General features: G+C 60.7%; 18 protein-coding genes. 8 read left to right on the forward strand and 10 right to left on the reverse strand.

Annotated features, from left to right (window positions below; all coding sequences use genetic code 11):
• Position 1 precedes the first annotated feature (1 nt).
• Positions 2-940, reverse strand: a complete 939-nt coding sequence (locus tag AC1DSJ_RS01725) for a hypothetical protein (RefSeq protein ID WP_441370854.1) — start codon at positions 938-940, stop codon at positions 2-4.
• 390 nt (positions 941-1330) lie between these two features.
• On the opposite strand from AC1DSJ_RS01725, the gene AC1DSJ_RS01730 reads away from it, so the two are divergent.
• On the forward strand, positions 1331-2101 hold the full coding sequence (locus AC1DSJ_RS01730) for a hypothetical protein (RefSeq protein WP_441370855.1): 771 nt from the start codon (positions 1331-1333) through the stop codon (positions 2099-2101).
• On the opposite strand, the gene AC1DSJ_RS01735 is transcribed toward AC1DSJ_RS01730, so the two are convergent.
• The gene (locus tag AC1DSJ_RS01735) at positions 2098-2520 is read right to left on the reverse strand and encodes a hypothetical protein (protein ID WP_441370856.1); all 423 of its coding nucleotides are present in this window, start codon (positions 2518-2520) and stop codon (positions 2098-2100) included. The two genes, AC1DSJ_RS01730 and AC1DSJ_RS01735, sit on opposite strands and share 4 nt — an antisense overlap.
• A gap of 266 nt (positions 2521-2786) precedes the next feature.
• Between AC1DSJ_RS01735 and AC1DSJ_RS01740 the strand changes: the two genes are divergently transcribed.
• The 3 genes from AC1DSJ_RS01740 (at position 2787) to AC1DSJ_RS01750 (ending at position 5882) form a co-directional block, all read left to right on the forward strand.
• Positions 2787-3431: a hypothetical protein gene (locus AC1DSJ_RS01740; protein ID WP_441370857.1), complete on the forward strand. Its 645-nt coding sequence runs from the start codon at positions 2787-2789 to the stop codon at positions 3429-3431.
• 88 nt (positions 3432-3519) lie between these two features.
• A complete protein-coding gene (locus tag AC1DSJ_RS01745) occupies positions 3520-5433 on the forward strand; it encodes a B12-binding domain-containing radical SAM protein (protein ID WP_181953205.1) in 1914 nt (637 codons plus the stop codon).
• A 203-nt stretch (positions 5434-5636) separates the two neighbouring features.
• Positions 5637-5882 carry a hypothetical protein gene (locus tag AC1DSJ_RS01750; protein WP_254600484.1) on the forward strand — a complete coding sequence of 82 codons (246 nt, stop codon included), beginning with the start codon at positions 5637-5639 and terminating at the stop codon, positions 5880-5882.
• 36 nt (positions 5883-5918) lie between these two features.
• Here AC1DSJ_RS01750 and AC1DSJ_RS01755 read toward each other — a convergent pair whose 3' ends face one another.
• Positions 5919-6491, reverse strand: a complete 573-nt coding sequence (locus AC1DSJ_RS01755; RefSeq protein ID WP_441370858.1) for a cysteine hydrolase family protein — start codon at positions 6489-6491, stop codon at positions 5919-5921.
• A gap of 301 nt (positions 6492-6792) precedes the next feature.
• Here AC1DSJ_RS01755 and AC1DSJ_RS01760 point away from each other — a divergent pair, with 301 nt between their 5' ends.
• The 3 genes from AC1DSJ_RS01760 to AC1DSJ_RS01770 all read left to right on the forward strand — a co-directional run bounded on the left by AC1DSJ_RS01760 (position 6793) and on the right by AC1DSJ_RS01770 (position 9633).
• Positions 6793-7938, forward strand: a complete 1146-nt coding sequence (locus tag AC1DSJ_RS01760) for an alpha-hydroxy acid oxidase (protein ID WP_054425382.1) — start codon at positions 6793-6795, stop codon at positions 7936-7938.
• A 232-nt stretch (positions 7939-8170) separates the two neighbouring features.
• Positions 8171-8746: a DUF6932 family protein gene (locus AC1DSJ_RS01765; RefSeq protein WP_441370859.1), complete on the forward strand. Its 576-nt coding sequence runs from the start codon at positions 8171-8173 to the stop codon at positions 8744-8746.
• Entirely contained in the window at positions 8743-9633 is an 891-nt protein-coding gene (locus tag AC1DSJ_RS01770) for a hypothetical protein (RefSeq protein WP_441370860.1), read from the forward strand. The genes AC1DSJ_RS01765 and AC1DSJ_RS01770 overlap by 4 nt, the downstream gene beginning before the upstream one ends.
• Positions 9634-9644: 11 nt before the next feature.
• Here AC1DSJ_RS01770 and AC1DSJ_RS01775 read toward each other — a convergent pair whose 3' ends face one another.
• Together AC1DSJ_RS01775 and AC1DSJ_RS01780 are read right to left on the reverse strand one after the other, a co-directional pair.
• The gene (locus AC1DSJ_RS01775) at positions 9645-10430 is read right to left on the reverse strand and encodes a DUF899 domain-containing protein (RefSeq protein WP_441370861.1); all 786 of its coding nucleotides are present in this window, start codon (positions 10428-10430) and stop codon (positions 9645-9647) included.
• Positions 10431-10574: 144 nt separating this feature from the next.
• Positions 10575-11417 carry a DUF7822 domain-containing protein gene (locus AC1DSJ_RS01780; protein WP_441370862.1) on the reverse strand — a complete coding sequence of 281 codons (843 nt, stop codon included), beginning with the start codon at positions 11415-11417 and terminating at the stop codon, positions 10575-10577.
• Positions 11418-11573: 156 nt separating this feature from the next.
• On the opposite strand from AC1DSJ_RS01780, the gene AC1DSJ_RS01785 reads away from it, so the two are divergent.
• Positions 11574-12251, forward strand: coding sequence for a hypothetical protein (locus AC1DSJ_RS01785; protein WP_175169205.1), 678 nt, complete (start codon positions 11574-11576; stop codon positions 12249-12251).
• Between the two features lie 21 nt (positions 12252-12272).
• Here the strand turns inward: AC1DSJ_RS01785 and AC1DSJ_RS01790 are convergent, their stop codons facing one another.
• Genes AC1DSJ_RS01790 through AC1DSJ_RS01810 form a run of 5 tightly spaced genes read right to left on the reverse strand, consistent with a single transcriptional unit; the run spans position 12273 to position 16062 of the window.
• Positions 12273-13040: an HpcH/HpaI aldolase family protein gene (locus tag AC1DSJ_RS01790; RefSeq protein WP_441370863.1), complete on the reverse strand. Its 768-nt coding sequence runs from the start codon at positions 13038-13040 to the stop codon at positions 12273-12275.
• A gap of 10 nt (positions 13041-13050) precedes the next feature.
• Positions 13051-13833, reverse strand: coding sequence for a 2-oxo-hept-4-ene-1,7-dioate hydratase (hpaH, locus tag AC1DSJ_RS01795; protein WP_441370864.1), 783 nt, complete (start codon positions 13831-13833; stop codon positions 13051-13053).
• 13 nt (positions 13834-13846) lie between these two features.
• Positions 13847-14710, reverse strand: coding sequence for a fumarylacetoacetate hydrolase family protein (locus AC1DSJ_RS01800; RefSeq protein WP_441370865.1), 864 nt, complete (start codon positions 14708-14710; stop codon positions 13847-13849).
• Positions 14707-15669 carry an amidohydrolase family protein gene (locus tag AC1DSJ_RS01805; RefSeq protein ID WP_476760261.1) on the reverse strand — a complete coding sequence of 321 codons (963 nt, stop codon included), beginning with the start codon at positions 15667-15669 and terminating at the stop codon, positions 14707-14709. Before AC1DSJ_RS01805 ends, AC1DSJ_RS01800 begins: the two co-directional genes overlap by 4 nt.
• Positions 15670-15681: 12 nt before the next feature.
• Positions 15682-16062: a RidA family protein gene (locus AC1DSJ_RS01810; RefSeq protein WP_441370866.1), complete on the reverse strand. Its 381-nt coding sequence runs from the start codon at positions 16060-16062 to the stop codon at positions 15682-15684.
• Positions 16063-16071: the final 9 nt, after the last annotated feature.

The raw sequence follows: 16071 nt of genomic DNA on the forward strand, positions 1-16071 counted from the left end.
TTCAACTCCGCTCGCGGGCTAAGGTGTTCAGGATGTAGTGCCATTCCCCGTCGCTCATGCGTGCAAGCGAGGCCTCGAGCGACGTCTTGCCGGATACGGCGTCGTGTATGCGCTGCTGAATGTGCGGGTGCGTTTCCAGGCGCGCGTGCACGGTCAGGTGCTGTAGCGCAAACGTCATGCGGTCCTGCGCGTTGCGTAGCCCAAGCGCATGGCTGCGCTGCAATGACGACAAGACCTTTGCTACGGCCAGGTTGGCGGGACCGCCGTCGTCGCGCAGCCGCGGTGCGAACCCGCGCACAGCATGCGGCATGGGCTGCGCCGCCAAGCGCTGCCACGCGGACAGTACGTTGCTCACCAGCGGGGCAAGGTGTTGCGTGGCAATGTCCGGGGCGTTCAGCGGCGCGGCGGGTCTTGCGGCGTTGCCGCACAGTTGCAGCAAGCCGCCGCAGCTGGGCAATATCCATTGGCTGACGGGCCACAGCCAAGGCGCAACGCGGTCTTGCAGACAAGTGGCCAGCAGTTCCAGGCGCATTGGCTCGAACAGCGGGATGAACCGTCGCCCTTGCGCGCCGGCCAAGACGCAGCGTTGCGCCAGATCGTGCGCCAGTTCGTCCAACGGCGACGGGCTACTCAGCCAGCCGCAGATCAAACGTTTCGCGCCGATGGGTTCCGCCAGCGCTGCGTCCACCGTCAAGCGGACAAGATCCTCGTCAAAGGGGTGTCCGGCGTCGGCTAGCGTGATCAGCTTCGGGCAGATTGACGGCGCATAGGCCAGATCGGCGCGCAAGACGGTCTCGACGGCGTCGGATGGAAACCGCTGCAACAAGGCGTCGGGGTGAACGGGCAGGTCGTCATCGCAATCCGCCAAGGGATCGATCAGCAGAAAGAAGTTCTGGTCCGCGATTCGGGACCGGCTCAATAGCGCCGCGTACGTGGTCATCGTGGCGCCTGAACTTGCTGGGTGCCGCAGCGGACTGAAGCGGGCTTGAACATGACGGATTCCTGGTTGCGATAGCGGGCCGAAAGATCGGCGGCATCTTAAAAAGAGGCGCTATCACGACTAATGCAAAATCCGTGCCATGTGTGGGGGAAGAAAAAATATCATCGTGCTATCAAGGGCTTAGCGATTTTTGACGCGGCCGCTGCGTCAACCTTCCCGCGATAAATCCTTGAAAACGCGGTGTTTCAGCGAAGAATCGAGCCAGATTTGACCCGATAAAAAATTAACGCCGCGATATCAACGACTTAGGTCGAGTCAATTTTGGCCCACTCGGGTCAAATCTGGCCCGGCCTCGCTATACTGCCCGGCGACTTCACTTCATACAGGCTCATGCCGACATCGCCGCATTCCCCCGCATCCCCCATGGAAGGCTATTGGTTCCACCTTCCCGACGCGTCCGACACGTTGATCAGAAACGGCAATCACGTCAGGCTGGCTACCGCCGCGCCGCCGTGGATGGTGGTTGATCAAGCGCTTGCCTCTATCACCATCGGCAGCCGCTGGCCCGGGCAACTGTGGCGGGTGCGTGTGCAGGAGCTGGGTGACATGTCGGGGCTGGTGGCGCGGCCCGGCTACTGGCGCGCCGCAGCGATCGAGCTGCTTGAAGCCTTGCCGCTGTCGACGTTGTTCGGCGCGCATGGGGATGCCGTGCTCAATATCCTGACGCGCATCAACGGTCTGACCCGCGCGCAAGCCGAAGCGCTGGCTCAAAATGTTGACCCGAATGCAGCGGCGGCCTACGGCCAGGCGTGGATACGATGGGCGCAAGCGGGCGGAGACACCCGGTCTACTGACCCCGACGAATGGCACGGCACGCTAGCCGCGTCCCGTGGACGAGACAAGGAGCGGTCGCCGCTTCATTCCGGTTTTGTGTTGATTCACACCCAACTGCGGCAACGCGCCCAAGCCATTGATGGCAACGATGCGTTCGTGCTGATAGAAGAAGACGGCGAAACAGAACAAGTGCTGTCGCCGTTGTGGCAGCAAGCCTGCGACGCGCTGTTGTTCGCCGCCATGGCGCAGGGCGCGCCGCAGTATGTTTTGGCCGATGAGGCGCGGGTGTTGAGTCGGGCTTGGGATGTAATAACTGAATCGGATTAATCTGCTGATCGCCAAGAGGTCCGGCGCGAGGCCTTCGGCTTGGGCGCCACGCCCATCCGCGAATCGCGCGCCAGCGCCAGCGTCACCAGCTTCTCCGCCGACGCTTCAAACGCCTCATCGGTTTGCGGCAAGTACAACCACTTAGGCAATTCGGGATGCGGCTGCAAGCTGGGCATGTCATCCATCAACGCCGCTTGACGATCGTGTGACGTGCACACCATCACGCCATTCCATGGCGCTTCACGATCCGCCACGACCAGATACAGCAGGCCGTCCAGATAGGCGGCGTCGCACCCGAACATCTTGCGGCGCGTATAACCGGCGTCACGTTCCAAGGGTTCAAGAATCCATAGCAGCGAGTTCAGGCGGGCAGGGCGCTGCTTGTTGGGCGGGGCGAAAGGATCTGACGGATTGCGCATGAATGGCATTTTAGGCGGATGGCGACGCGTCGTTTATGCCAAGATTTTCATTTAGACTCTTCGAGCCGTTGCCGATTGTCTCTTGGCCGTCCTGACCACACCCACCCCCCATGTCCGAACACCACCAATTCATCTGCCCACGCGATTTTCATCTGGCGCCGCCCGATTGGCCCGCACTAGAAGCGCGCCTGTTGGACGGCGGCTTTGTGCTGCCCCCGTGCGGCAATCAAATTCCGTATCGCGCGTTGCGGACTCTGAGTTTTGGCTTGGCCGCGCTGAACGAAGGCTCATATCAATATGCAGATTCGATCGCCACGGCGGGCGACGTCATTGCGCAATATGTGCAGGCGGGTTATCTGCCCGCCGATTTGCCGATCCAGCATGACGCGTCCATCGACGAGACGCTGGCCCTGTTGGCCAGCCACGGGATCACCCCCGACGCGCTGTACAACGATGATGAATCCAGTGATTGGCGCAGCCCCCAATACTGCCTGGGTCCGGCAGCCAGGTCTTGCCTTAGCGCCGCGTCGCGCGCGGATTATGATGCGGACCCCAGGCACTTCGCGCTGATGCTGCTGGCGTACAACGGGCCAAATCCGCACGTCGCGGTGGGCGAGAATCTTTCGGAACCCTGTTTGCCGGGTACGGACGAGCCCTTGGAATCCATGCCTCCTTTTGACTCGCACGTGGATTTTATTGGCGAAGCCTATGAGAACCCCGCCGCCCAATGGCACTGCGCGCAGAATGGACGCAGCTATCGGATTCTGGAATTGGATTGGGGTTTCAGTCTGGCGATGGGGTTTCGCACCCTCCGCGCCGAGGGGCTGGACCGGGAAAGCGCCGAAGGGCTGGCGACGCTGATTGGCGACCTGACCGGGCAGCCAATGGTGTGCAGCCACCGCCATACTTGAGGGCGTGGCAGGGGCCTGCCGCCACACTGCCTATAATTCCCCCGTATTTCCCCCAATCTTCGCTTTGACGGCAACCCTGCCGTGCCTCATGTCTACCTCGCCCCTACGCGTGCTGTCGGTCATCCCGCCGATGACGCAGCTGAATACTCCTTACCCGTCCACCGCTTATCTGACGGGCTTCTTGCGCTCGCGCGAGGTGACGTCCTTTCAGGAGGATCTGGCGCTGGCGCTGGTGCTGCGTCTGCTGTCTGCCGATGGCCTGCGCGCCGTGGCGGACAAAATCGCCACGCTGCCGCTTGAAAAGCACACCCCCGCCATCCAGGCCTTCGTGGCGATGGAATCGCGGTATTTGTCCACCATCGGACCCGCCATCGCCTTCCTGCAAGGCCGCGATTCGACGCTGGCGCACCGCATCGTCGGCCGCCACTTCCTGCCCGAAGGTCCGCGTTTCAGCTCGCTGGACGTCTATATGGACGAAGACGGCGGCGATCCCTTGGGGTGGGCGTTCGGCGCGTTGGGCTTGCACGACCGCGCCAAGCATCTGGCCACGCTGTATCTGAATGACCTGGCCGACGTGCTGCGCGACGCCATCGACTCGCGCTTCGAATTCGTTCGCTACGCGGAATCGTTGGCGGGCAGCCAGCCCACGTTCGACCCCTTGGCGGCGTCTCTTGCCGCGCCGCTGAACCTGATCGACGAGACGCTGCGCGAGCTGACGATGGACGCGCTGGCGCGTCACACGCCCACCATGGTGCTGCTGTCGGTGCCATTTCCCGGCGCCGTCTACGCCGCCTTCCGCATCGCTCAGGCCATCAAGGCGCACGACCCCAGCATCATCACCGTGCTGGGTGGCGGCTTCGTCAACACCGAACTGCGCGAACTGAAAGACCCGCGGGTCTTCGACTACTTTGACTTCGTCACGCTAGACGCTGGCGAACGCCCCTTGCTGGCCCTGCTGGATCACGTGCAAGGCAAGCGCTCGCGCCAACGCCTGGTGCGCACTTTCTTGCGCGACAAGGACACGGGCGCCGTCCAGTACGTCAACCTGGTCGAACCCGACGTGGCCTTCGCGGAAGTGGGGACGCCCACCTGGGACGGCCTGCCGCTGGACCGCTATCTGTCGCTGCTGGACATGCTGAACCCCATGCACCGCCTCTGGAGCGACGGCCGCTGGAACAAGCTCACCGTGGCCCACGGCTGCTATTGGAAGAAGTGCAGCTTCTGCGACGTCAGCCTGGACTACATCGGCCGCTACGAAGGCGCATCGGCGACCGTGTTGGCCGACCGCATCGAAGCCATCGTGCGCGAGACCGGGCAAACCGGTTTCCACTTTGTCGACGAAGCCGCGCCGCCTAAATCGCTGAAGGCGCTGGCCACAGAGCTCATCGACCGCAACGCGGGCATTTCCTGGTGGGGCAATATCCGCTTTGAAAAAACCTTCACGCCGGAGTTGTGCGAACTGCTGGCCGATAGCGGCTGCATCGCCGTATCGGGCGGCCTGGAAGTGGCGTCGGACCGCTTGTTGAGCCTGATGAAAAAAGGCGTGTCGGTGGATCAAGTGGCCCGCGTCACGCGCGCCTTCACCGACGCCGGCATTCTGGTGCACGCGTATCTGATGTACGGCTTTCCCACGCAGACCGTGCAAGACACCGTCGACGCGCTGGAGTACGTGCGGCAACTGTTCGAGAACGGCTGTATTCAAAGCGGGTTCTTTCACCGCTTTGCCTGTACGGTGCATTCGCCGGTGGGAAAGAACCCGGAAGAATACGGCGTGACCTTGCAGCCGCTGCCGGAAGTGACGTTTGCCAAGAACGACATCGGCTTTCATGACCCGACGGGCGTTGACCACGACGCGCTGGGCCGCGCCTTGAAAAAGGCCATCTACAACTACATGCACGGTATCGGGCTGGAAGAAGACGTGCGTACGTGGTTCCCGTTCAAGGTACCAAAGACGACGGTATCCAGAAACCGCATCAGCCGGGCATTGAGTCAACAGGGTTAATTGCAGTCTGAATCCTTGGATAAGTGTTCACAGTCCGACTGCCGGGGCAGTCACAAGGTGGCTTGATGATAAAAAATACTGCACTCCTGGCACTGACGGCCGCACTCTTGACGGGATGCGGCCCAAACAAAATCATTGTGGATCTGCCTTCGCCCCAAGGCCAATACCACGTCGAAGTCCGCAAATGCCCTCAGCCGGGCTCCATGTCATCGACCGCGCAAACCCAGGTCTCAGTCCTGAAGTCCGGCATGTCAGAAAACTGCCAGTCTGCGGTGAATGCGTTGGCGCAGTTCCAGTCGTATTCGCCCGACGACCAACTGCAACTGGAATGGCTCTCGGAGGCGGAGCTGCGGGCTTGGCATCCCGGGTTTGATCCGAAGTCCGGGCCGCGTTCGGCTTCGTACAAGGCGGATAACCCAGTCAAGGTGATATTTGCGCCAGCGAAGTGATCGGCGCGTCGTGGGTTCGGCGAGTGCGGCCGCGCGCTACGCCAGCAATGCCAACGCGTCGGCAAGCGACAGCACGGTGGTGCGGGACGCAAACGCCGTCGAAAACAGGTGCTCGTGCACAATCGCATCCGGGTCGTAGCAGCAGTCTTTGACGGTAAACAATCGGTAGTCCGCATCGCTTGCATGAGCAATTGACGACAGCATGACGCCGGTGGACGCAATGCCCACCATCAGCAGCGTATCGATGCCTTGCGCGGACAGCCGCAGTTCAAGGTCCGTACCAAAAAACACGCTGGCGCGATGGGCGGTGATGATCGGCTCATCAGACTGCCGGCCCAATTCCGGCGAGATCTGATCGTCGATGAATAATCCCAGTTGTTTGATGCCTTGCCCGTTTTTATTTAACGGACTGACTTCGGGATAGCCTGGGCTGAACCGAATCTGCGCGAAATAAATCTTGATCCCTTGACGCCGTACCGCGTCGCAGAGCGTGCGCGTATTCGCCAGCAAAGTGGGCGCGGCCGAGGGGAATAGGTTGATGATGTCGGTCTGATAATGCATGACCAACAACGCGCAGCGGGCGGGCTCAAGGGTGAGGGCCGTGCTCATGTTCTCCGGCTCCTCACGTGAGTCAGCCTAACCGCACCACACCGTTTCGATATTGTTGTCATCGGCATCCTAGTTCGGAATCAGACTGCATTTTTTTAGCACGAGCCGATGGAGATATTGCAGTCTGACTGCATAAATATTTGACTGCATAAATATTGCAGTCAGACTGCATAAAAAGTGTCAGACTGCGTCTTTTCTCGGGTAAGGGCAGGCGGTCGCCCTTTGGCCATTGCGTTGGGTCATTCAACGACTCGGCTATCGGTATCCAGTGTGTACGTATGACGTTGATAGAGGTCTTCCGATGCGTCTGAACCAGTGCCAGAATTTCCACGACTTTCGCCGCATGGCGCAACAGCGCCTGCCTGGCCCCATCTTCAATTACATCGACGGCGCCGCCGACGATGAAACTACCTACCGCCGCAATACCGACGCCTTCGAGTCCTGCGACCTGGTGCCCGACGTGCTGCGCGGCGTCGAAAACGTGGACATGTCCGTCACCGTCATGGGCCAAAAATTGGCGCTGCCCGTGTACTGCTCGCCCACCGCCTTGCAGCGCCTGTTCCACCACGACGGCGAACGAGCCGTGGCGGCCGCCGCCGGCAAGTTCGGCACGATGTTTGGCGTGTCGTCGCTAGGCACCGTCAGCCTGGAAGAAGCCCGCCAGATCAGCGGCGGCCCCCAGGTTTACCAGTTCTATTTCCACAAAGACCGCGGCCTGAACCGCGAGATGATGGCCCGCGCCAAGACGGCCGGCGTCCAGGTCATGATGCTGACAGTCGACAGCATCACCGGCGGCAACCGCGAGCGCGACAAACGCACCGGCTTCGCCATCCCGTTCAGGCTGAACCTGGCCGGCATCGCCCAATTCGCCGCGAAACCCGCCTGGGCCATCAACTACCTGACGCACGAACGCTTCCGGCTGCCGCAGCTGGACACCCACGTCGACATGGGCGGCGGCGCAATGTCTATCAGCCGCTACTTTACCGACATGCTCGACCCAGCCATGACCTGGGACGACGTCGCCGCCATGGTGCAGGAATGGGGCGGCCAGTTCTGCCTGAAAGGCATCATGTCAGTCGACGACGCCAAGCGCGCGGTGGATATCGGCTGCACCGGCATCGTGCTGTCGAACCACGGCGGTCGGCAATTGGATGGATCGCGCAGTGCGTTTGATCAGCTGGCGGAAATTGTTGATGCAGTCGGGGACCGCATCGACGTGATGATGGACGGCGGCGTACAGCGCGGCACGCATGTGCTGAAGGCGTTGGCGCTGGGGGCGAAAGCGGTGGGGTTAGGGCGGTATTACTTGTTTCCGTTGGCTGCGGCGGGGCGGCCGGGGGTGGAAAGGGCGCTTGAACAGATGCGCGTGGAAATTGAGCGGGCGATGAAGTTGATGGGGTGTAGGACGGTGGGGGAGTTGGGGAGACGGCAGTTAAGGTTTCGGTGATAGGGCGTATCGCCTAAACGCTTGGTTCGCCGTGGCAGCCTCTTGCAAAGCCTGTGGCAGCCTCTGGCAAAGCACTCGGCAATTCCCCTGGCTGTTGCAGCGCTAAAAATGTAGGACTCATTCACTGTCTTTGTTTGCCGCTTTTGTTCATGCTCCCGCTTGCCTACGGTCTATGATGGCTGGTCGTATCGAACAGCTGTGTGACTTTTGATAAGGCCCAAAGGCAATACTTATGATTCCTGCGTGGAACCTTCAAGGCGTTATTCCGCCAGTGCGTCCAGGTGCGCATGGTCACGATCCAGATCGTTCTCCGTATCAGGCATCCCTTCAATCGCTGGTCGGCGCGATGGGGACATCATGTGCTCGATTGCAAATTCTTGAAGGGCTTCTTAAATTTCGCGCTGAGATCCACACCATTGGAGTCGATACAGGATTTCAATGGCTGAATGGCAGCTTCTCTGAAAATGTCGAGGTCGTTGAGGCGCGAGACCCACGTGATATGGATGTAGTGACGTTTTTGGAACTTCCCAAGGGGCTGGATCAAGAGGCGCTCGTCGCTAGGAACCCTCGTCTTTTTGATCAAGCGTACGTGAAAGATGCATTTCAAGTGGATGCCTATTGGGAAGTTCTGGGGCGCCCGCTGAAAGCAGAGGCGGTGCAATCCGTCTCCTATTGGTACAGCATGTGGTCCCACAGAAGAGACGGCATGTGGAAGGGCTTTATCCAAGTGGGACTGGAACCGGCCGAAGATGTGGTCGCTGTTCAAGGGTTAGCCCAAGCCAAGGCCGATCTTGGAGCCGAGCCATGATTAAACGCGACGAATTTCTCGCCTCTGAAATCCGAGAGTTGGAGCGGATGCTGGAGGGTATTCCCGAGTCAGCGGCGATACAACGAATCTCGATTCAGAACCGGTTGAAAACCGTTCGTGGGGCGCTCGACCGCGAGCTTGCCTCTCCAAAGCCTTCTCGCTTAAAGCTAACCTTTCGAGGCCGCCCAACAATCGGCAGCCACGGAATCGCTGCTGACTTCGGGGGTAAAGCCACCATCGCGTTTGCCGATGCCTTCGCAGCAGTGGTGGCAGGTCTCAACGAAAACCTTCAATTTATGAGGCCGATTCCTGATCGCGAGAAGAATCAACTTTTGATCACCGGTACGGCGGTAGGTTCGTTTGGATTCGAGTTTGAACTGCCTGCAGGTGGTCTGTTTCCCGAGCAGGAAAAGACCGAGGAAGCCTTGCAGAAGATGCAGTCTTTGCTTGAAGCATCGGCAACGGGAAGTGATGACGATGTGGCGGAATTTGTTGATGCCATTCATCCTCGAGCCGTAAAGAAAATTTCTGAGTTTCTCTCCGTCTTGTCTCAATACCAAGCCTGGTGCGGGCTGGAATTCAAGGGCAGGATATTTAGATATGAGGGCTTCGACCAGTTGACTCACTCCGCCAGCCGGCTTGGCGAAGAGAACATAAAAGAAGCGTCGGAATGCTATGCGGGTGAGTTCGTGGGCATTCTTCCGAACTCGCGAACGTTTGAGTTTCAGACCGTTGATGGGCTGATCAAAGGCCGGATAGGGTCTTCGATTGAAGATCCTGACGTGATTCTCAGAGACTGGCTCAAGCGGAACGTACTCATTACGCTAGCGGTCGTTCAAGTGGGTCAAGGGCGCCCGCGGTTTACGTTGAACGCCCTTCCCGAGTGACTGTGTAACGGCTACGCCGACGGTTTCGCCCCGTCGCAATGCTCCCTGAACGCCTTCTCCCCGGCGTCAGACACTTCAACCCATTTCTGATCCGGCGGCGCGTCTGCGACATAGCTGTCGTGCCAGTTCCACCACTTATACGTCGGCGTTTGCGGATACCCCTCGGGGGAATCCTCCCAGGCTTCCTGCCTGCCCAGCGGCGTGATGTCCAGGTAGTTCCACGTGCCACCCATCTGCTCGTCGCCACGATTATTCAGAAAGTACGTGCGGAAGATACGGTCGCCATCGCGAAAGAACACGTTTGTTCCGTGCCATTCATCCACGCCAAAGTCCGCATCGAAGCTGTCGGTGAGCGTGAACCACGGCATCGTCCAGTCCATGCTGGCCTTCAAGCGGGCGATGTCGGCAGGCGGCGCGCGCGAGACAAACACCAGGGTGGTGTCTCGGGCGTTCAAGTGCGCCAGATGCGCGACCTGATCGGCCACCATCGAACAGCCCCGGCACGCGTGCTCGGGCCAGCCGTATACGCCGGGTTCGAAGAAGGCGCGATAGACGATGAGCTGGCGGCGCTTGTCGAAAAGGTCGCGGAGCGTCCGCTTGCCGTTTGGGCCGTCGAACGTGTAGTCCTTGTCGACGGGCGTCCAAGGCATGCGGCGGCGCTCGGCGGCCAGGGCGTCTCGGGCGCGGGTTTGCGCTTTTTCTTTCAGCAAGAGCTGCTGGCGGGCAGCTTCCCATTCGTCGGCGGTGACGACGGGCGGCGTGTGCATGCGGCCGGTGGGTGGGGTGGGGGTGGTCATGGTGTGATGCCTCCGGTGGTGATTCCTTCTCGGCTGGGATGAACGGCGGGTTGCGTGGCAGCCCGCTGTAAATGTGCTGAGGGATAGTGTTGCACCGGGGGCCGGGAACCGGGAGTAACAAATGTGGCGCTATTTCAGCTGCGCCTAGTTCTGCTGCGCGTCAAATTCGCTTCGATTCATCACGTCAAAGTACAGCGTGTCGTACCACACCAGGCCCAACGGATACTCCGTGTCCCCGGTTCGTGTGCTGTCGCAATCGTTGTCCAGCCGCAGCCCGAAAAACGCGTCCATGGGCGCAGCGCTGGATCGCTGCGTGGCCAATCTAAGCGCTTTGCCTGCTTGTTCCAAGTCAGCCGATAACGCATCAACCGCAGCGCCCGCCTGCACGCATCGCGCAATTTCTTGTTCTACGCACGCCTTCAATTCGGCCTCTTCGGATTCGGACATCGTGTCTAGCTCAATCGTTTCCAGCAACAGATACGTATCGCGATGCGATTCAAGAAACTCGATGGTTTCGTCCAGATTGGCGAGCAGTTCGTCGGCGGATGCGCGAGCGGATAGCGATGGGGCTTGCGCGTCGGCGCCTGAAGACACGGCGCTTGAAGATGCATCTTGCCGAGGCGCGAATAGGTGCTTCAGCCGATTGATGAGGGAAGCAGATTGCGGCGCAGCGGCAGCAGCAGGTTCAACGGCGGAAGGCAAATCCGCCGTCGCCGCCCGGATGATTTCCGTGAATCGTTTGACGCGTGCAAAACCCGTATCGAAGTGACTGCTGATCGCGTAGAGCGCTGTTTTGCTTTCGGGTTCGTCGCTATCGAAGCCGTCGGCGATTAACGACGCGCACAGCTGCGGATCACCTGACATCAACAGCCGGTACATGAACGGCACGTCGTACGGCCATTCAGAAAGTCCGGAGACGGTGTCCGGACGGTCTGCGTAGGAGCTGGGGCGGTTGCTTAAGCTGTAGAGATACGAACGGTTGGCCATGGGGGTAGTTGCTGCACAATGAGGAGCAATGAGAATACAGGGATAGCAAGGACTCATAAACACGGAAGATCCAAAATCACGGCACCTGTCTTATCGGTTCTGAGCCTGCGAACAGTCGTGTAGTATTCAACCCCATTCAGCGGATAGCTATGCCCTTTGTGGTTAAGCCGTTGTCTGCTGCCAGATCACTTCCCTTATTTCGATACCCACTCCAAGGACGAAGAATTGCATTGCCAACAATGTGGGGCTGAGCACAATGGCAATCAGCGGCTGTGTCTTGAATGCCAGCGCGTGTTGCGGGGTGCGTCGACCCCCAGCCTATTCAACGCCGGTGAAAGTGGATTTGGTATTGCCAAAGGCGGCGTGGCACCGCTAGATCAGCCGCTTGGAGCCAAGGGCGGACTGTATGCGGGTGGGATCGAGAGGACACACGTTTACGCCGCCACATTCCGCGGAAGGCCAGCCAGGATTTCAGAGTTTCGCGAGTATGGTGTCGCGATAACGGTTTTCTCGGTAGTTGGTTTCGTGTTCGCCCCTTCGGCTTGGTGGCTCGTTCTGCTTTTACCCAGCCTTTTTTCGATCAACGTGGGCACGGGGTTGAGAGACAAACGAGTCCATCGCGTTGCGTCAGTGTTGACTGTGGAAGCGAATAAGTCTGGTCATGTGTTTCTTACCCAAATTGGCGGCGAATGTCCGATTTGCTGTGGCTCGCTAGGACTCAGAGAGATCAAAGACGGCAAACAGACGAAAGCCATTATCCAATGCAAAGAGAATTCTCTTCATCGTTGGGATTACGACCCGAAGGTGCTGGAGGAGTTATCGGGATCTGTGTGAGGTTGGACTGTCAATGCAGCGTCAACCCCCCGCAAACCGCCCCGCCAACTGATCGCAATACCGCACCAGAATCGCCGCATCCACGCCCACTGCCGTAAACAAACTCCCCGCCTCGATATACCGGCGCGCCAGCGTCTCATCCCCCGTCAGCACGCCCGGCGCCTTGCCCGCTGCGCGTATGCGCTTGATGGCGCTTTCCACCTCTGCCACCACCTTCGGATGCTGCGGCTCGCCGGGATAGCCCAGGCTGGCGGCCAGATCCGCGGGGCCAATGAAAACCCCATCCACGCCATCTACCGCAATCATGGCGTCCAGGTTCTCCAGCGCTTCGCCAGTCTCGGCCTGCACCAGCAAACATAATTCTTCTTCGCAGCGCTGCATGTAATCTGCCACGCGCCCATACCGCGTCGCGCGCATCGTGCCGCTGACGCCTCGCACCCCTCGCGGCGCATAACGCATGCCTGCCACCGCGCTTTGCGCTTCATCCGCGTTCTGCACATAAGGCAGCAGCAACGTCTGCGCGCCAATATCCAGATACTGCTTGATCTGTACCTTGTCATTCCACGATGGCCGCACCACCGGATGGCTGTTGTACGCGCCAGCCGCCTGCAACTGCGCCATCACCGTCGGTAGTACCACGGGCGTGTGCTCGGTATCCAGCAGCAGCCAATCAAAGCCGCTGGCCGCCACCATTTCCGTGCTGTTCGCAGCCCCAAGCGTGACCCACAGGCCAGTCTGATGGCGCTGTTCACGCAGCGCGCGTTTAAAGGTATTGATGGGGAGTTCCATGCGCGCCGCCTTATGAGAAATGCACCGAGATGCTGCCCAGCTTGCCGTAGTCGGCATGCAGCGTATCGCCGCGCTTCACCGCAACGGTGCGCGTAAAAGACCCCGCCAGCACGATGTGCCCGGCTTCCAGCCCGTCGTCGTGCTGGGCAAGCTTGTTCGCCAGCCAGGCAATGCCCAACGCGGGATGCCCCAGCACCGCGGCCGACACGCCCGATTCCTCAATCACGCCATTCTTCAGAAGCAGGGCGCCAACCCAGCGCAGATCAATATCCATCGGCCGCACCGGGCGACCGCCCAGCACGATGCCGGCGCACGCAGCGTTATCGGCAATGTTGTCGACGATGCGGCGCGGATACTTGCTGCGGCCGTCGATCAGTTCCAGCGCTGGCACCACGTAATCCGTGGCATCCAGCACGTCGAACAGGCTCACATCCGGGCCGCGCAAGGGCTTGCCCAGCACAAACGCCAGCTCCACCTCCACGCGCGGCACGATCAGCTTGTCGGTGGGGATGGTTTGCCCGTCTTGGTAGAACATCGTGTCCAGCAAATGGCCGTAGTCGGGCTCATCAATGCCCACGGTGCTTTGCATGGCCTTGGACGTCAGGCCGATCTTGTGGCCGCGCAGCTTTGCGCCGTCAGCAATCTTCTGGTCGATATTGCGTTGCTGGATGGCATACGCATCGGCAATCTCAATACCGGGAAACGCCTGGTCCAACTGCGTGGTCGGCACGCCGCTGCGCTCGGCTTCAAGCAGCAGGCTGGCCGCGCGGGCGCGGTCGTCGTCGTTAAGCATGGAAGGCTCCTGATCAGTGCGCGGCGACTTCGTCGGCCACGGGGTTGGACAACACGCCGATGCCGGCGACTTCCACCTCGACCACATCGCCTGGCTTCAAGAAACGCGGCGGCGTAAAGCGCACGCCCGCGCCAATCGGCGTGCCGGTGGAGATCACATCGCCGGGTTGCAGCGTGGTCCAGATGGAGATGTAGCGGATCAGTTCCGCGAACGGAAACATCAGGTTGTCGGTAGCGTCTTGCTGGCGCAGCTCGCCGTTCACGCGCGTGGTCACCGTCAACGGCGCGGCGGGATCGAATTCGTCCGCCGTCACCATCCACGGGCCCATCGAGCCGCTGGCGTCAAAGTTCTTGCCCTGTGTCACGTTGAACTTGCCGTGCTTGATCCAGTCGCGCAACGTGCCTTCGTTCAGGCAGGTCAGGCCCGCGATGTGGCTCCAGGCGTCTTCGGCCGCAATGCGGCGGCCGGCCTTGCCGATGATGATGGCGATCTCGCCTTCGTAATCCAGTTGCTCGGATTCCGGGGGGCGCAGCAAGGGTTCGCCATGGCCCACGAACGAACCCGGAAAGCGCGGAAACACGCTGGGGTAGGCGGGCGGCGCGCTGCCGTCCTGGTATTCCTCGTTGCGCTTGCCGTAGTTCACGCCGACACAGATGATTTTTTCTGGCGAGGGTATGGGCGGCAACAGCCGCACGTCGTTCAGCTTGTGCGTGGCGGGAAGCGAGTCCGCCAATTTGGCCAGCGCGGGCAGGGCATCGGCTTCCAGCGCAGCGCGCAGGCTGGCAAAGCCATTTCCATCCAAGGCCACAATCTGGTCCTGGCCGCGCAGCGCGCCAAAGTGCGTGCGGCCTTCATGCGTATAAGTCAGCAGTTTCATTCGTCGAATCCAAACAAGCGAGCGGGGTTGTCCACCAGGATTTTCTTAAGCGTTGCGGCGTCGCCCGCATAGCGCGCCAACTGGTCCACCAACTGGCCCTCGTCGGGCGTGGGCTTGGTGGAGACGGGGTGTGGCCAGTCGCTGCCCCACACCACGCGGTCGGGGTTAGCGGCGATCAGCGCTTGCGCAAGCGGCGTCACGTCGTCCCAAGGGGGGCCGCTGCGTGAGATCTTTTCCGTCAGCGACAACATCACCCAGAAGTTGCCGCGACGTAGCAACGACTCCAGCAACTGCCGAGTCGGATCTGCCGCGCCCGCAGTGGGATCGGCACGCCCCATGTGATCCAGCAGCACCGGAATATCCAGCCGTTCAAACTGCGCCGCCTGCGCCATCATGCCGTCGGGCTCTGGCTGAAATTTGGCGTACCAGCCCAGTTCACGAATGCGCGCAATGGCGCGGTCAAACACAGCCGGCGCCATGCTGATGCCCAAGCCCTGACGCGTGAACCGCGCCCCACGCACGCCCGCATCGTGCAGCTTCTGAATGTAGGCGTCGTCACGCTCGGCCAGCACCACCGCATTCGCGCAACCGCGATACGACGGGCCGGCAGCGGCCAGGCCGTCCAGCACCACCTGGTGATCCGCCCCGTAGGTGGTGGCCTGCACGATCACGCCGCGCTCGATGCCCAGCAGGCGATGCAGGCCCAGCGCGGTCTCGATGGTGGCGCTGGGCATCTCGTACGCCGCGCCGGGGCGAACCGGGTAACGGTCTGCGGAGCCGAATACGTGAAACTGGCTGTCGCAGGCCTTAGGCGGCAGGCGAGTGGCGGGGGCAGTGGGGCGGGGATTGAAGGGTTGGTATTGCGAGGGTGGGTATTGCGGCGCTTGGTTCTGCGACGCTGGATTCTGCACGGACTGATTCTGCGAGCTTTGGCTCCGAGTCATTTGGCTTTGAGTCATCGTCTGTCTCCCTTAACCGATCACGGCCACAAAATCGCATTCGATCAGCTTGTCGCCATCCAGATCGGCCTGCATCGTGTGGCGCGCCGGGCGGTTCTCCGCATCCGGAAACGCCCGCAACCACACCGCATTCAGCGCCGCGCGCTGGCTGCGGTCGCGCATCCACACCGTCATCTTCGCGATGTGCTCCAGCGAGCCGCCGCCCGCTTCCACAATGCGCCGCACGTGGTCGAACATCAGTTCGCACTGGCGTTCCAGCGACGCGCCGTAAGCGCCCGTGGCGGGGTCGGTGCCTTGGATGCTGCCCGAATACAGCATGGGCCCAATCCGGCACGCGGCCGGAATGGGATTCTTGTGGCTGAAGCCTTCGGCGTAAATGCTGCGTCTGCTCATGGCGGTTCC

The organism is Achromobacter sp. 01N37, from assembly GCF_056399725.1.

Coding starts and splice junctions, on each gene's coding strand:
- AC1DSJ_RS01725 (WP_441370854.1), bottom strand. CDS start 940: ATGACCACGTACGCGGCGCTATTGAGCCGGTCCCGAATCGCGGACCAG.
- AC1DSJ_RS01730 (WP_441370855.1), top strand. CDS start 1,331: ATGCCGACATCGCCGCATTCCCCCGCATCCCCCATGGAAGGCTATTGG.
- AC1DSJ_RS01735 (WP_441370856.1), bottom strand. CDS start 2,520: ATGCGCAATCCGTCAGATCCTTTCGCCCCGCCCAACAAGCAGCGCCCT.
- AC1DSJ_RS01745 (WP_181953205.1), top strand. CDS start 3,520: ATGTCTACCTCGCCCCTACGCGTGCTGTCGGTCATCCCGCCGATGACG.
- AC1DSJ_RS01750 (WP_254600484.1), top strand. CDS start 5,637: ATGTCATCGACCGCGCAAACCCAGGTCTCAGTCCTGAAGTCCGGCATG.
- AC1DSJ_RS01755 (WP_441370858.1), bottom strand. CDS start 6,491: ATGAGCACGGCCCTCACCCTTGAGCCCGCCCGCTGCGCGTTGTTGGTC.
- AC1DSJ_RS01760 (WP_054425382.1), top strand. CDS start 6,793: ATGCGTCTGAACCAGTGCCAGAATTTCCACGACTTTCGCCGCATGGCG.
- AC1DSJ_RS01765 (WP_441370859.1), top strand. CDS start 8,171: ATGATTCCTGCGTGGAACCTTCAAGGCGTTATTCCGCCAGTGCGTCCA.
- AC1DSJ_RS01770 (WP_441370860.1), top strand. CDS start 8,743: ATGATTAAACGCGACGAATTTCTCGCCTCTGAAATCCGAGAGTTGGAG.
- AC1DSJ_RS01775 (WP_441370861.1), bottom strand. CDS start 10,430: ATGACCACCCCCACCCCACCCACCGGCCGCATGCACACGCCGCCCGTC.
- AC1DSJ_RS01780 (WP_441370862.1), bottom strand. CDS start 11,417: ATGGCCAACCGTTCGTATCTCTACAGCTTAAGCAACCGCCCCAGCTCC.
- AC1DSJ_RS01790 (WP_441370863.1), bottom strand. CDS start 13,040: ATGGAACTCCCCATCAATACCTTTAAACGCGCGCTGCGTGAACAGCGC.
- hpaH (WP_441370864.1), bottom strand. CDS start 13,833: ATGCTTAACGACGACGACCGCGCCCGCGCGGCCAGCCTGCTGCTTGAA.
- AC1DSJ_RS01800 (WP_441370865.1), bottom strand. CDS start 14,710: ATGAAACTGCTGACTTATACGCATGAAGGCCGCACGCACTTTGGCGCG.
- AC1DSJ_RS01805 (WP_476760261.1), bottom strand. CDS start 15,669: ATGACTCAAAGCCAAATGACTCGGAGCCAAAGCTCGCAGAATCAGTCC.
- AC1DSJ_RS01810 (WP_441370866.1), bottom strand. CDS start 16,062: ATGAGCAGACGCAGCATTTACGCCGAAGGCTTCAGCCACAAGAATCCC.